Source organism: Sphingomonas sp. GW821-FHT09E03, assembly GCF_059416225.1.
Genome location: NZ_JBWKOS010000003.1, coordinates 522,580 through 536,911 on the forward strand (window position 1 = coordinate 522,580; position 14,332 = coordinate 536,911).

Below are 14,332 nucleotides of genomic sequence, written 5' to 3' on the forward strand. Positions count from 1 at the left end.
TAATGCGCCTTTTCCTCGCCCTTCTCGCCGCCGCCGCGCTCGCCGGCTGCACGGTCGGCCCCAACTTCGCCCGTCCAGCGGCGCCCGCTGATAGCGGCAACCACGCCGTCGAGGATCAGGCCGCGCCGGTCACCGGTGCGCCGCACATCGACTGGGGCCACGGCCCTGCCGACCGGTGGTGGACGGCATTCGGCTCGCCCCCGCTCGACGCCCTGGTCGAGCGGGCGCTAGCGAACAACCACAGCCTGGCCGCAAGCAACGCGACCCTTGACGCCGCACGCCACGAGCTACGCGCCGTAGCTGGCCGCCGGCTGCCGCAGATCGACGCCAACGCGCGGGTAGATCAGGAGCAGGTCAACCTTGCCGGCTTCGGCTTCTCCGGCGCCAATCCGCTCGCCGCCGGCGGCAATCCCGAATTCCATCTCTATTCGGTTGGCGGCGGGATCAGCTACGATCTCGATCTGTTCGGCGGGCTGCGTCGCCAGGTGGAGCAAAGCGCGGCACAGGCCGAGGCGCAGCAGCGCCAGACCGAGGCGGCCCATCTCTCGATCGCCGGCCAGGTCGTCAACCAGACGCTGTCCATCGCCGCGATCCGCGCCCAGATCGCTACCGCCAACGCGCTGCTCGCCGACGATCAGCGCAACATCGACCTTACCCAGAAGCGGCAAGCCGGTGGCGAGGGCACGCTGGTCGAGGTGTTGAACGCGCAGAGCCAGTTCGCGGCGGACCGCGGCGACATTCCCCAGCTCGAGCAGCAGCTTGCCGAAGCCCGCCATCTACTGGCGACGTTGGTCGGGGTAGCACCGGCCGATCTCGGGCCGACCGAGATCGATCTCGAGCAACTCACCCTGCCCGCCTCGATCCCGGTGGCACTGCCCTCGGCGCTGGTGCACCGCCGCCCCGATATCCTCCAGGCCGAAGCCGACCTTCACGCGGCCACAGCGGGCATCGGCGTGGCAACAGCACGGCTGTACCCGGACATTACGCTTGGCGCGACGCTGACCCAAGGTGCCCCCGGCGTGGGCAATCTCCTCCAGAACGCGTTCCGTGGCTATGACATCTTCGCCGGGCTCAGCGCCCCGATCTTCCACGGCGGCACGCTCAAGGCCGATCGCGCTGCGGCGATCGATCGCGCCCGGGCGAGCGATGCCACCTATCAGCAAACGGTGCTGAACGCGTTCGGCCAGGTCGCCGACCTGCTGTCAGCGATCCAGACCGACGCCCGATCGCTTGCCAATCAGAGCGAGTCGGTGGCGGTGGCGGACCGCTCGCGCCGGCTGTCGCGACGCAGCTTTGAGGTCGGCAATTCTGGCATCCTCCAGGTGCTCGAGTCCGAACGCCTCTACCAGCGCTCGAGCAACGGCCTGGTGCTGGCCCGAACCCGGCAGTTCCTGAACGTGGCAAGACTGTATGTGGCCACCGCCGGCGGCTGGACGCAGTAATCGGGTATCCGGCCACCGGCGACGGGCGGAGCAACGATCCGCGTGATGCCCCCGACAAACTTTTATCGTTCGTCGCTTCGATCTCGGCCAGGACCATTGCGGCCACGTTCCGCCGGTGGCCATCACCCCAAGAAAGCCGAGCGTGGCTGAAACGGTTGGGGCGCCGAGCGTTGAGCCCTTCAAAAGGAGCCACCATGCCGATCAATCCCCCATACGTCGCCTCGTCCGCCCGTTATGATGGCGCCATGCCCTATCGTCGCAGCGGCCGCAGCGGGCTGAGGCTGCCCGCGATCAGCCTGGGGCTTTGGCAGAATTTCGGCGGCAACGATGTGTTCGAGACGGGGCGGGCCATCTTGCGCCGGGCGTTCGACCGCGGCGTGACCCACTTCGACCTCGCCAACAACTATGGCCCGCCGTACGGATCTGCCGAGGAAAATTTCGGCCGCGTCCTCGCCGCCGATTTTCGCTCCCATCGCGACGAACTGATCATCTCGACGAAAGCTGGCTGGGACATGTGGCCGGGGCCGTACGGCGACGTCGGATCATCCAGGAGGTGCTGTCAGTCTAACGCGAACTGCTCTCCACACGATGCACTTCGGTCTTTGAGCGCGGCAGCCTAGCTTGCAAGGATCTGCCACTCCGCCAGGGCGGCGGAGCGTCGTTCCTTGTAGGTCTGTCGGTCGGTGAGATGGCGCTCCAGGTTGAAGTGGTTGTGGATGTTGGCGTGAACCGATGCGAACTTCTGCAGCGTCTTCATCTGCCTAAACCTGAGCATCGCCCGCTCTCGTCGTCGGAACGGCAGGTGCGAGTTCTCGACCCGGTTGTTCGCCCAGCGGCCCACCTCCTGCTTCTCTTCGGTGCCAAGATCCTTCAGCGCAGCGCGGTAGGAGCGCAGGCCATCGGTGGTAACCGCGTTGGGCGAGCCATGGCGCTTGAGCGCCTTCTTCATGAAGGTCAGGGCCGCCTTCTTGTCACGGGTCTTGGTGATGTAGCTCTCGAGGATCTCGCCTTCGTGATCGACCGCTCGCCAGAGGTAGACCATCTCTCCGTTGAGCTTCACGTACATCTCGTCGAGGTGCCACCGCCAGTGCCGAAAGCCCCGCATCCGCGACACACGCTGCCGACGGATGTCACCAGCAAACATCGGACCGAACCTGTTCCACCACATCCGCACCGTCTCATGGCAGATGTCGATCCCGCGCTCGAACAGCAGGTCTTCCACGTTCCGCAACGACAGCGGAAAGCGCACGTACATCAGCACTACCAGCCGGATCACCTCCGGTGACGAGTTGAAGTAGCGGAACGGGCTGGCTGGTTTGCGCGGGCGGGGCATTTCTCGCCCCCTACCCTGCCCTGATTACCAGCCGGTGCATTTGGTCTGACAGTGCCCTCAAGCCTCTTTTGATCATGGCATGACTGTGTCACGCAAAGTCACGACTTTGGTAAGCGTCACGTCCCCAGCATAACGAGCTGCGCTGAGCGCGTAAGAGCCACCTCTAATCCGCCACTTTCCCGTGACGGGATCAAACGACGCAAGCAGACGGGGATCAGCGCCGATCTCCACCTTAGTTGACTGACCGGGCTTGAGCGAGATCGTTGCCCAGCCCACCAGGCGCTTGGGCCAGGCGCCATTGGTCGGCGCGGCATAAAGTTGGACGACATCTACTCCCGCCCGCGCGCCGATGTTTTTGATCAGAGTGCTCGCCCGGACGGTGGCACCGCCCGTCACCACCAGCTTCTCATGAGCAAAGATTGTGTAGCTCAGTCCGAAGCCAAACGGGAACAGCGGGGTGGTATAATTGCGAGCCTGCCAACGATAGCCGACATCCGCACCCTCGCAATAATCAACATAATAGGTCGCGTTGTCCACAACAGGCGCCATCACCGGTCGCGGCGTCTGCGCTAGGCTGGCGGGAAAAGTGACTGGGAGTCGGCCCCGCGGCGAGATCTTGCCGAACAGGATATCGGCGATCGCGTCCGCACCGGACGATCCCGGGTACCACGCTTCGAGTACCGCCGATACCTTAGCCAGCCATGGCATCAGGATTGGTCCTCCGGTCTCCAGCACGACCACGGTGTGCAAATTGGCCGACGCCACCGCGTCGATCAAGGCATCCTGCCCGCCCGGCAGCGACAGGGTCGGCGCATCACTGCCCTCGGCCATCGGTTGGGTGGCAAAGACGATCACCATATCGGCCCCGCGACTCGCTGCCACGGCTGCCGCGGAGTCGCCACCATCAACGAAGGTGATCTGGGCCTGCGGCGCTGCCTTGCGGATCGCGGCCAGCGGCGATGGTCCCAAGTAGTAGGTGCTCTGCCACGCTGCCGCTTCCGCCGGCAGGCCGGGTGGGGTTTCGACCAGCCCGTAGCCCCAGGGCGGGGTGACCTGCGACGAGCCGCCGCCGGACAGAACACCGCGATCAGCATGGCCGCCGATGAGCACGATCCGCTTCGCAGCCGCGCCGATCGGCAAAGTCGCGGCGTCGTTCTTGAGCAGCACCATCCCCGCCGCCGCCAAGCGACGTGCCACCGCGCCGTTGGCGGCATAATCGATGGCGGCCTGAACCGGCGGTGTGTCCACAGCGCCGCTTGCGATCATCGTCCGCAGGATGCGGTAGACCATGTCATTAAGCCGCGCCGGCTGTACCTCGCCCTTGTTGATCGCCTGCTTCAACGCGTCGCCAAAATAGGTACGATCATCGAATTCGCGCGCCGATTCCTGATCTAGACCAGCATTTGCCGCCTTGCCGGTGCTGTGCACGCCACCCCAATCGGACATGACGAACCCGGAAAAACCCCATTCTTTCTTCAGGACGTCAATCAGCAGATGGCGATTTTCGCAGGCGTGGTCGCCGTTCACTCGATTGTACGCGCACATGACCGCGCCGGGATGCCCGCGTTCCAGGGCGATCTCAAACGCCAGCAGATCGGATTCCCGCAGCGCCGCATCGGCGATCCGCGCGTCCACCACAAACCGGCCGGTCTCCTGGCTGTTCAGGGCATAATGTTTAATCGTGGAAACAATCTTGCGGCTTTGCACGCCGCGGATGGTCTCACCAACCATCACGCCGGCCAGCAGTGGGTCTTCACCGGGATATTCGAAATTACGCCCGCCCGTCGGCTCGCGGACGAGGTTCACGCTGCCCGCCAGAAGGATGTTAAAGCCCTTGGCGCGCGCCTCGCCCCCCATCACCGCGCCGCTGGCAAAGGCGAGGCCTGCGTCCCAGCTCGCGGCGGTGGACAGGACGGAGGGAAGCGCGGTGGCGACATCTCCCTGACGGCTGCGCTTGGTCAGGCTGATCGCTGGATTCGTTACGCCAAGCCCGGCATCCGTGATCTGCAGCGCCGGTATGCCGAGCCGAGCGACGCCGCGTACATAGCCCGCCGATCCGAGGCTGGCCGTCGGCTGCGGCTTGCCATGATATTCCGCACCGACCAGGCCGGTAACCAAATCGATCTTCTCGTCCAACGTCATCGCCTGCACCCAGGTCTGGGCACGCGCCTCAGCCGTGGAGGGGGCATCAGCGGCAGCGCCGGATGACCAAGCAGTGGCCAGCAACAACGCCATCGGCGGGACGCGGCGGAATGACGGACGACGAAGCCTAGACAAGAGTATGGATCCTACAGCGAAGGATGGCAATCGGGGCACACCTGCAGGACCGTGTCATCCGGACACCCGCAGGGGCGATCATCGATCCGGTTACCCGGCGACGGTATTTGCTAGAAGTTGTAGGTCGCCTTGACGTGGAATGTGCGGCCCACTCCCGGCAGCACATTGGCATTGGCATCGGTATCGCTGTTGGCCATGAAATACAGCTTGTCGAAGATGTTATCGACATTCACGTCGACCCTGACCGGGCCGACCACACCATAGACGCCGGCCTTAACCAAGGCGTAGCGCGGCAGCGTGATCGATCCCGGCAGAAAGCCGCCAGTGGTGGAATTATAGGTGACGCCGCCGGTCAGGCCCCATTTTCCTCGCATATCGTACGTTGCGAACACGCTGGTGCTGAAGCGCGGGGTGGTGCGCAGGTCATAGCCGTTAGTCAGCCCCAAGAAGTTGGTTAGCGAATATACGTAGCCCCCATAGCCGGAGGTACCGGGAACGCCCGCGAGATAAGACGGGAGCGTGATGAACGTCCCCGATCCGGCGGTCGGCAGCTGGCGAACCTTCTGATAGGTGCCGGTCGCAGTGAGGCCAAACCGCGGCGTCACAAGATAACGCAGCTCCGCCTCGATGCCGCGCGCACGCACTGCCGAGACGGTGACATCGCCGTTCGGCGGCGTGGCGAGATAGGAGCGGTCCTGCGAATAGGCATCTAGCGACGCATACAGGCGGCCGTCCATCTGCGAGGTTTTAATGCCGACTTCGGACAGCTTGGAGCTGCCGACATAGGCATCACTGACGATCAGCGATGGGTTGATCGCGCCGCCCTGTGAACTCTGTAGCGACTTGGCGTGGGCATAGGTGCCATAAAGGGTGGCAAACCTGGTCTTGTAGCTCAGGCTGGCGTTATAGCTGAATGGCAGCGACGAGCCTTTGTTGGTCACGAACACGTCGTTGACCTCGGTGCCGATGTTGGAGGCCTTGACGTGATAGTCGTCCACTCGACCGCCGCCAGTGAGCGACACTCGCCCGACCGTCGCATCGACCACGAAGAAGCCAGCTAGATCCTTGATCTCGCTGCGGATATCGGTTGCCCACTGGTAATTGTCGACCACAAACGGGTTGTTGAAGCGATCATCGGGCGTCGCGCCGACTGAAATGTCGCGACGATCCTCGGAGAGGACGAAATCGTTCAGGTTGCCGCGGTCGTGCGCCGAGGTGTGCCGATAGCTGCCGCCCAGCACCAGCTGCAGTATTAGCGCACCGAACTCGTCCTTGCGGCTGTACGTCAGGCGCTGCTCAGTCACGGTCGCATTGAAGGTCGTGGCGAAGCCATAGCTCTGGTAATTGCGGCTGTTGAGCGTGTTGATGAAGCTCTGGAACTTTAGCACGCTGTCGTCGTCGAAGCTCCGGGTCAGCGCGCCGTAGCCGGTGTGCGCCGTCGCCTCGTTGATGTCCACGCCATCATCGAGGAAGGTGTCGCGCGGCGACAGCTTGACGAGCTTCACCGTCGCGGGATCAAGCGTCGTGTAATTATTGGGCGTTACCGTCGCGCCGATTGCCGGGGCGTAAAACAGCAGCGCGCTGCCACCCGTAGCCGCATAATATTGAGCAGGGGTGATGAACGCCGCGCCCGGCGCCGCAATTTGGGCGATTGGGCGGCCCGAGATATACTGCTGGTTGTCGATCAGATCCTGGGTAACGCGGTTCCAGCCGATGTTCTTCAAATAACCGTCGGAGTGGATAAACTGGTAGCTGAGATCGAGCGTTAGCTTGCTGCCGAGATCGGTGGCGTAGCTGCCCTGCGCGATCTGCGATGTGGGGTGCATGCCGCGATAGAAGCTGTCTGAATTTTCAATCTTCCCATAAACGTCGAGGCCGCCGTCATTGTCGCCGAGCTTGACGGGGATGGCGATGTTGGCCGTCCCCTCGCGCTGATTGTAGCTGCCCAGCGTCGCGGTTGCGGTGCCCTGGATATGATCCACATATCGTGTCTTATCGCCGCGAGCACTCTTGGGCGTGAAATTGAGGAAACCGCCCACTTGGCCCGCACCATAGATCGGCGAGGGCGGACCGCGCACGATCTCGACATCTGATGCGGAGTCCACCGGCGTCGGATAATTGGCGTAATTGGTGATGCCCTGAAAGCCGTTGAAATAATTGTCTGCGACGGTGCCGCGGATCGCAATGCTGCCGGGAACACCAAAAAAGCTGCCCGTGTAGGTGCCGGCGGCCACCGCGGTGAAATCATAGACTGATTTGATGTTGTAGCGCGACAGCAGCTCCTCCGACACCGCAGTGATGGAGCGCGGGGTGTCTACCAGCGGCTTGTTGATGCCGAATAGCGTGGAGCTGTTCTTCTTCTGCAGCACACCCGCCAAATCGCGGGCTCCCGTAACCAGAATGTCGGCGCCGGTATCCGCGTTGGCCTCGGGGCTCGCAATCGGTGTTTCGGGATCCGGCTGCCCAGCAGGGGTCGGTCCAGTCTGTGCTAGTGCTGCCATCGGCATCGCAATCAGCGCTACGCCGGCTAGCAAGGTGCACCTCAGAAATCGTGTCATCATGTCTACCCTTTTCCCCAAACGCTCGTGTTCCGTTCTGCGGACGGCAGCCGCGCGAACCTCTTGCGGGCCGCGGCGGCGATTGCATGGCCTGGATGGTCCGGGGTGACAGTGTGTGCCCGGCCCTAGAATGCAGGACATCCTTGGCGCACCTAGCCGGGACAAATCTTGAGGCGGCGCGCACCATAAGTTATCCACCTCGTCCCGCTCCGCTGTCGCGGCACGGCTCAGTTGGGCAGATCGCCACTGGGGCTTGGCAACGCGCTGATCGCCTGGCGAGCGCGGCGGTACTGAACCAAACCGGCTGTTCGGCAGCGAGCAACGATTCGTGTATCAGCCAACAAGAGCCGTCCTGTGAGCGCTGCTACATTGCAAACATCGCCAACACATTCTCACGGGATCAGCAATGATGACACCAGCCTTATCTTTACGCCCCGCGCCGGGCCTAGCAGAGATCACCACTGCCGCTGCCTGGCGCGGCGACATCCTTTCCCAAGGGCACAGCTGGGTCTACATGCTTTCGTCCGCGCAGATCGATGAGCTTGAACGCTTGGGAACGCAGTTCGTCGACGCCGATCCGGATCTGCGCTTCGTGCAGAAGGAGGAATATCCGCTGATTGAATGTGCCGACGCCATCGAAGAGTGGGGCCGCGACGTCGATTCAGGGCGCGGATTCGTGCTGGTCCGCGGCCTGCGCACGCATCTCTACTCCGACGCACTATCTGCGGCGATCTACTATATACTCGGGCTGCACATGGGCGATCCGATCCGGCAGAATGAAAAGGGCGACCTGATCGATTCCGTCTACGCCACCTCGGACAAGACGATGGATGATCCGACCGCGAAATCGTCCAAGGTGCGCGACCACTTGGTCTACCATTCAGACTCTTCGGACATTGTCGCGTTGATGTGCCTACGCCCCGCGCGCGCGGGCGGTGCCTCGTGCTTGGTGTCCGGTGCGGAGATCTACAACGAAATACTGCGTCGCCGGCCCGATCTCGCGCCGCTGCTGTTCGAGCCGTATCATTGGGACTGGCGTCGGCAGGACGCCAACGCTCCGGCCGATACCTACACCTCGCCGATCATCGATCTCACCGACGGCGTGTTCAGCATGTATGCCGGATCCTTGTACATCATGACGGCGCAGGAATATCCCGGCGTGCCCAAGCTCAGCCCTGAGCAGGTCGAAGTGCTGAAGCTGTTTGACGAGATCACGTACGAGCCCGGCATGGCGATCGAGATGGATTTCCGCCCCGGTGACATCCAGTGGCTGTCGAACTACGCCGCGCTTCACGCCCGCACCTCATTCGACGATTATCCCGAGCCTCAGCGAAGGCGCCATCTGCTTCGTCTGTGGCTCAGCCGTCAAGGCAATCGTCCGGTGATCGATGGCTTTGGCAAAAATGGCGTCGTTCAGGTTCGCGACAAGCCGCGCGCTGGCCAGACCACTGACGACCAGGGCTTCTTCCGGATCGGGGTCGCACCGGTACCCCGCTTGCTCGCAGATCACGGCTGATCAGCGATGCGGCCCGGCCCTGCCGCTGGGCCGCACCGAGGCCGTCATGTTCCACTGCTGATACGAAGACGCCGCCGCTCGGAAGAGCGGCGGCGTCTTTGCTGTCACTGTCGAAGAGAGCGACTATTCCTGGGTAAACCCAGCTGGTGCCTCGGCGACGCCACCGGTCTTGCCCCACAGGATGATCTCATTGCCCCAGGGGTCTTCGAACGCCCAGTTATAGCCGTTGAATTCAAGCCAATGGTGATTGCGCCACATCACTCGTGCGCCGCGCGCCTCCGCCGCATCTAGAATCGAGTCTGGCTTGTCGTCATCGCTGACTAGGATCCAGATCCGCGCCTTGGCTTCGCCGCGGCTAAGGTTGCGCGAGCCGCCCGCATCGGGCAGCGGATGCGGGCGGGCGTTGTTGCTGTTGAAGATGCCGAGGTGCAGATTGCCGATCTGGCTCTGGCTCCCGTCCTTGTTCTTGAAATTCTCGCCGGGCACCAGCCGGTGGTATACGCCCGCCGGACGCCCCTCGTTGATCCAGCCGAACACCTCGGCGTAAAAATTGCCTGTCGCCTGCGGATCGTCTGACGCTAAATCGACGAAGATCAGCGTATTCGGGTAGGTCATGGAAACTCCTCAGCCAAAACGGAATGCGGACACGGTCGCCTGCATGACGACGTCGGAAAATATCCGGTCGCCAGCCGTGTCATCCGCCGCCCCGGCGGCGACCATCAGCGGCAGGAAATGCTCTTCGCGCGGGTGCGCGTTGCGTGCCGACGGACCGTCGGCCCACTGGACCAGGCTGCCCAGTCGAGCAGCCGCATCGGGCTCTGCAAGCGAGCGGGTCAGCCATTGGTCGAACGCCGCCGATGGCGCGCGGGCGGCGGGCGTACGGAACGCGCGCATGTTGTGATAACTCATCCCGGATCCGACGATCAGCACGCCTTCCTTACGCAGACTCTTCAGCGCCTGCCCCGCGGCGATGTGTTCGGCCGGATCGAGATTGCTCTTAAGCGACAGCGGCACCACCGGGATGTCGGCATCGGGAAAGGCCACCAGGAAAGGGATAAACACGCCATGGTCGAAGCCCCGTTCGGCGTCGGTGGCGCAAGGAATATCCGCCGCGGTGAACAGATCGACGATCCGCGCCGCGAGCGCGGTCGAGCCGCTGGCAGGATATTGCAATTGATAGGTGTGCGGCGGAAAACCATTGTAGTCGTAGATCAGCTTCGGCGATGGCGCGGTAGCGACAGTGAATACCGGCTCTTCCCAGTGGCCGGAGACGACCACGATAGCCGTGGGCTTTTCGGGCAGGCTCGCCGCAACGCTGCGAAGCCAGGCCGCCGTCTTGTCCCAAGTATCGGCCGGCTCACCCATCAGCGACCAATCCATGAAGAAGCAGGGACCGCCGCCATGCGGGATGAACAAGGTCGGCTGCACGGTGGCTGGGGAGAAATCGGATTGTTCAAGCATCAGCTGGTCCGGTGATGGAGAAAGATGAACGCGGAATCTATGGCCGCTTTTCCCGGGACGCTTGTCTGAGCGCGCCGCTAATCTTGCTTTCCAGCAACGCGGCACCGGCAGGCCAGTTCGTCGCCCTGGCCAGCGCCAGGCGCGAGGCTTTGCCCGGCGCCCAGCGCAACTCGAAGAACGGTTTGTGCGCCTGACGAACTGTTTGTTGTTGCACGCCGCGCAAGGGCCGATTGGCTTTGACCGGCGCTGGGTCTTGCGATGAGATCGTCTCGATCAGCATCGGGATATTGAACTCATGGCCACGCGTCCGTTTAAAACAACCGCCAACACCGCGTTGGGCGTGGTCATCGCCTGTACGATCGGCAACATCCTAAATTTGACAACTACGGTCAGTTCGACGTTCGGTGTGTTCCTGGTCCCGATTTCGCAGGATTTCGGCTGGCCTCGGGCGCATGTCACCGCCGTTCTCGGGATCATCTCGCTCGTCAGCGTGGTTGCCTTCCCGCTCGTCGGGCGGATCATCGACACGTTCGGCGGCCGCCGCGTGCTACTGGTCGGCAACGTCCTATTCGCCGCGAGCGTCGCGCTTCTCAGCCAAGTACAAAACAGCATCGCCCAATTCTATGCGCTCTTCGCGCTGATCGGGATCGCCGGCGCCATTCCCTGCACTGCCATGTTCTCTAAGGTCGTTTCCGAATGGTTTGACGAGCGGCGCGGGCTGATGCTCGGCATCAGCGCTGGCATCGGCAACGGCGTTGGCGCGACGATCATGCCGATCATCGCTGCGACCCTGCTGCCGTCGATCGGTTGGCAGGCCACCTACGCGGTGATCGGCCTGATCGTCGTGGGAGTCGGCTTTCCCACCCTGTTCTTTCTCCTCAAGGACGCACCTCGCCGCAGCGCTGCCACCGCGGGGGTCGCTACGGCGCGGTCGCATCTTGATACCGGCAAGACGCTTGCCGAGGCGGTCTCTAGCGCGCCGTTCTGGCTCATCATCCTCAGCCTCGGCCTTGGCGCGGGCTGCCTCACGGCCGTCTTCTCGCATGTCATTCCGGTGCTGACCGATAGGCAGATGGAGTTGACCGTCGCCACCACCGTGATGTCGGTGCTCGCGCTCGTCACCGCCGCTTGGCAGGTGGCTGTCGGCTCACTGCTCGATCGGGTCTCCTCGCCGAGGACGATCGCGCCGGTGTTTGTCGTCGCCGCCGCCGGGCTGTGGCTGCTTGGCAACGGCAACGGCACGCCGGTGCTGATCCTCGCCGGTGCATTGCTCGGCATCGGCCTCGGCACGGCCTTCGGCGCCCTACCTTATTTCGTTTCGCGTTATTTTGGCCTCAAATGCTACGGCACAATCATCGGGGTGATTTATGCTGTGGTGATGATTGCCCAAGGCGGCACGCCATTGTTAATGGACATGTGGTTCGATGCGCACGGCTCCTATGCCGGATCGATATCGATCATCGAATTCTGCCTGATCGCCGTTGCCGGCCTGATCATGACCTTTCCCGCCTATACAGAGGAAGTCACGGCCGCAGAGGTTGCCGAGCTTAATCACGGCGGGATCTGAGAACGAAGCAGGCGGTGAACGACGCCGCCGCGCCGCCCCCGCGCTAGATGCGCGGGGCTAGCGCCGCCTGGCGATGCTGGCTTGGGGAGATGCCGAAGCGATCGCGGAATGCCCGGCTAAAATGAGCGGCATCGCTAAAGCCCCAACGAAAGCATATTTCTGAGATGGACAGCTGCGCATGGATAGGGCTGATCAGATCGGCGTAACAGCGCTCCAGCCGCCGAGCTTTCACATAGCTCGAGAACTTGGCGTTGCCGCCGGTGAATAGCTTCTGGACGTAACGCGGCGACACACCATTGTTGGCGGCTACCGAGACCAGCGACAGTTCCGGATCATGGAGCATGGTCTCCATCCGCATGCAAATCCGCTTGAGATGCGAAGCTCGGGCGCCTGCAGCGCCGCCGCGTGACTCCTGCCGGCCATCGCTGGCGAGGCAGGCGATGAGAAACTCGATGACAGATCGTTCGACCGGCTGGAACTGGTCCTCGGTAAGTGCCTCGATCGTTTCCCCGACACCCCGCAACAGGCTTTGAAAGACCTGCTGCACACCGGGTTGGGCGCTGAGCACGCCGACGCGGGCACCGAGCGGGATGATCAGCCGCGGGCTGACCGCCACCTCGGGCAGCTTAATAAAGAGCATCTCGAAGTCGCTGGCGAACCGCAGCGTCGAACTGACGCCGGACGCGCCGACCACGATCGAGCCGGGGGCGAGCGCCGTCTCCGCACCGCCGGTGCCGAGCACTGCATCGCCCGAAAGCAGCATGGCCAGCCAGATCGCCGAATTGTGATCGACGTTGCGGCCGCCGAAGCTTTGCGCAGTAGCCCTGACCAGCGCGAATTCTGAGCCGAGCGCGGTGGTGGCGATCTTCACCGATCCCTCCATCCAGGCGAGATCGGTGAGATCGGCAACAGGCAGCTTTAGGCGAGCGAGCGTGTCGACCCACGCCGCCTGACGCTCTGTTTCGGGGATCGCATCGAGAGAGAAGGTCCAGATCGCCATCCGTGAAACCGCTTATCGGGGATCCTTGACGACGCCCTTGGTGGGAAAAATGCCGCGATCAATGCGGACGTGGATACCTTTCGTGCCATCAACAACCTGTGTCACGCCGAAATCGGCGGCGACCGACATCAAGGAATAAGCATCGTTGCGCGACAGTCCCTGGTGCTCCGTGAGCAGCCCGAGCATGTCGAGCGAGGCATTCTTCATCGCCTTGTTAAGATCCTCGTGAAAACCGTGGACGATCCAGTTGTTCGGGGTCTCGAGCAGCGGCGATGGAAAAGAGAAATCCTTGCGCAGAATGATCTGGAACAGGACGTTGAGCGACGCCTCGATAGCGGTTCCCGAAATCTCGCCATCGCCTTGCGACACGTGCGGATCGCCGATCGAGAACAGCCCGCCGGCAACCTGAACGGGGTAATACATGGTCGCCCCGGCGCCAATCCGCCAATTGTCGATATTGCCGCCGTGAAGCCCGGGCGGGATAGTCGAGACGCGCTCGTTCACCGCCGGCGCCACACCAGCGGTGCCGAGATGCGGGCGTGCTGGGATCGAAATGCCCTCGAGCGCAGGCATCCGATCGCAGACGGCACAATGCGTGATCGTTCCCGGCGTCAGATACGTGCCCGAAAAGTCATAAGCATAATGCGCGGACGCGGTGTTCGTGTTGGGGTTGAGCGCATAGATCGTCACCCGCTCCTTCTTATCAAATTCCTCATAAAGATGCCCCCAGTTGGCGGCCAAGTTCGATCCATAATTGAACCGCGGCGTCATCTGCAGATAGCGCACCTCAAGCATGTCGCCAGGCTCGGCACCCTCGACATAGACTGGACCGGTCATAATATGAACGCCGGGAGTGCGATCGGCTTCGGGCACCTCGGTGTAAATACGGGTAATCGCCTCATCCATCATCAATTCGGGTGCATCGCCTGCGTGATGAGTGACCGCTTCTGCGAGGATGAGGTCACCCGATTTAACCCGCAGCGCCGGTTTAATCTCGGGGTGGAAATAGCCCCAGTGGATCGTCTCTGGGGTGGCACGCAGCATGTGGAGATCGGTGGATTCGGTATCCTGGCGCAGTTCGCCGGGTGCAGAGATCAAAGCCATGTGAATGCCCCTGTGGAATACTAGCGGATGATCAACGGGCGTCAGAAGCCGTCCCCGTCCGCGATATCGGACGG

11 protein-coding genes and 1 pseudogene are annotated in these 14,332 nt (G+C 62.7%); 4 read left to right on the top strand and 8 right to left on the bottom strand.

Annotated features, from left to right (window positions below; translation table 11 throughout):
- The first annotated feature begins 2 nt into the window (after positions 1–2).
- Positions 3–1,442, top strand: coding sequence for an efflux transporter outer membrane subunit (locus tag AC07M8_RS10145; RefSeq protein WP_495174220.1), 1,440 nt, complete (start codon positions 3–5; stop codon positions 1,440–1,442).
- A gap of 194 nt (positions 1,443–1,636) precedes the next feature.
- Positions 1,637–1,996, top strand: a pseudogene (locus AC07M8_RS10150) (aldo/keto reductase); the annotation flags it as partial.
- 62 nt (positions 1,997–2,058) lie between these two features.
- On the opposite strand, the gene AC07M8_RS10155 reads toward AC07M8_RS10150, so the two are convergent.
- The 3 genes from AC07M8_RS10155 to AC07M8_RS10165 form a co-directional block, all read right to left on the bottom strand.
- Positions 2,059–2,775 carry an IS6 family transposase gene (locus AC07M8_RS10155; RefSeq protein WP_495174221.1) on the bottom strand — a complete coding sequence of 239 codons (717 nt, stop codon included), beginning with the start codon at positions 2,773–2,775 and terminating at the stop codon, positions 2,059–2,061.
- 72 nt (positions 2,776–2,847) lie between these two features.
- Positions 2,848–5,010 (bottom strand): glycoside hydrolase family 3 C-terminal domain-containing protein, encoded by a 2,163-nt coding sequence (locus AC07M8_RS10160; protein WP_495174222.1) that lies wholly within the window; start codon positions 5,008–5,010, stop codon positions 2,848–2,850.
- Between the two features lie 152 nt (positions 5,011–5,162).
- Positions 5,163–7,808: a TonB-dependent siderophore receptor gene (locus AC07M8_RS10165; protein ID WP_495174223.1), complete on the bottom strand. Its 2,646-nt coding sequence runs from the start codon at positions 7,806–7,808 to the stop codon at positions 5,163–5,165.
- A 208-nt stretch (positions 7,809–8,016) separates the two neighbouring features.
- Here AC07M8_RS10165 and AC07M8_RS10170 point away from each other — a divergent pair, with 208 nt between their 5' ends.
- Positions 8,017–9,126, top strand: a complete 1,110-nt coding sequence (locus tag AC07M8_RS10170; RefSeq protein WP_495174224.1) for a TauD/TfdA family dioxygenase — start codon at positions 8,017–8,019, stop codon at positions 9,124–9,126.
- 123 nt (positions 9,127–9,249) lie between these two features.
- Here the strand turns inward: AC07M8_RS10170 and AC07M8_RS10175 are convergent, their stop codons facing one another.
- The 3 genes from AC07M8_RS10175 to AC07M8_RS10185 are packed head-to-tail and all read right to left on the bottom strand — an operon-like array spanning position 9,250 to position 10,867.
- A complete protein-coding gene (locus AC07M8_RS10175) occupies positions 9,250–9,741 on the bottom strand; it encodes a VOC family protein (RefSeq protein ID WP_495174225.1) in 492 nt (163 codons plus the stop codon).
- A gap of 9 nt (positions 9,742–9,750) precedes the next feature.
- Complete coding sequence (locus AC07M8_RS10180) at positions 9,751–10,587, bottom strand: DODA-type extradiol aromatic ring-opening family dioxygenase (RefSeq protein ID WP_495174276.1); 837 nt, start codon at positions 10,585–10,587, stop codon at positions 9,751–9,753.
- Positions 10,588–10,624: 37 nt separating this feature from the next.
- Positions 10,625–10,867 (bottom strand): hypothetical protein, encoded by a 243-nt coding sequence (locus tag AC07M8_RS10185; protein WP_495174226.1) that lies wholly within the window; start codon positions 10,865–10,867, stop codon positions 10,625–10,627.
- A gap of 15 nt (positions 10,868–10,882) precedes the next feature.
- Here AC07M8_RS10185 and AC07M8_RS10190 point away from each other — a divergent pair, with 15 nt between their 5' ends.
- Complete coding sequence (locus AC07M8_RS10190; protein WP_495174227.1) at positions 10,883–12,154, top strand: MFS transporter; 1,272 nt, start codon at positions 10,883–10,885, stop codon at positions 12,152–12,154.
- A gap of 43 nt (positions 12,155–12,197) precedes the next feature.
- Here AC07M8_RS10190 and AC07M8_RS10195 read toward each other — a convergent pair whose 3' ends face one another.
- Together AC07M8_RS10195 and AC07M8_RS10200 are read right to left on the bottom strand one after the other, a co-directional pair.
- Positions 12,198–13,154 (bottom strand): helix-turn-helix domain-containing protein, encoded by a 957-nt coding sequence (locus AC07M8_RS10195; protein WP_495174228.1) that lies wholly within the window; start codon positions 13,152–13,154, stop codon positions 12,198–12,200.
- Positions 13,155–13,166: 12 nt separating this feature from the next.
- On the bottom strand, positions 13,167–14,258 hold the full coding sequence (locus AC07M8_RS10200) for an acetamidase/formamidase family protein (RefSeq protein ID WP_495174229.1): 1,092 nt from the start codon (positions 14,256–14,258) through the stop codon (positions 13,167–13,169).
- Positions 14,259–14,332: the final 74 nt, after the last annotated feature.

What these genes read in the sequence shown, in the direction of transcription:
- AC07M8_RS10145 (WP_495174220.1), top strand. Translation starts at nt 3, where the DNA reads ATGCGCCTTTTCCTCGCCCTTCTCGCCGCCGCCGCGCTCGCCGGCTGC.
- AC07M8_RS10155 (WP_495174221.1), bottom strand. Translation starts at nt 2,775, where the DNA reads ATGCCCCGCCCGCGCAAACCAGCCAGCCCGTTCCGCTACTTCAACTCG.
- AC07M8_RS10160 (WP_495174222.1), bottom strand. Translation starts at nt 5,010, where the DNA reads ATGGCGTTGTTGCTGGCCACTGCTTGGTCATCCGGCGCTGCCGCTGAT.
- AC07M8_RS10170 (WP_495174224.1), top strand. Translation starts at nt 8,017, where the DNA reads ATGATGACACCAGCCTTATCTTTACGCCCCGCGCCGGGCCTAGCAGAG.
- AC07M8_RS10175 (WP_495174225.1), bottom strand. Translation starts at nt 9,741, where the DNA reads ATGACCTACCCGAATACGCTGATCTTCGTCGATTTAGCGTCAGACGAT.
- AC07M8_RS10180 (WP_495174276.1), bottom strand. Translation starts at nt 10,587, where the DNA reads ATGCTTGAACAATCCGATTTCTCCCCAGCCACCGTGCAGCCGACCTTG.
- AC07M8_RS10185 (WP_495174226.1), bottom strand. Translation starts at nt 10,867, where the DNA reads ATGCTGATCGAGACGATCTCATCGCAAGACCCAGCGCCGGTCAAAGCC.
- AC07M8_RS10190 (WP_495174227.1), top strand. Translation starts at nt 10,883, where the DNA reads ATGGCCACGCGTCCGTTTAAAACAACCGCCAACACCGCGTTGGGCGTG.
- AC07M8_RS10195 (WP_495174228.1), bottom strand. Translation starts at nt 13,154, where the DNA reads ATGGCGATCTGGACCTTCTCTCTCGATGCGATCCCCGAAACAGAGCGT.
- AC07M8_RS10200 (WP_495174229.1), bottom strand. Translation starts at nt 14,258, where the DNA reads ATGGCTTTGATCTCTGCACCCGGCGAACTGCGCCAGGATACCGAATCC.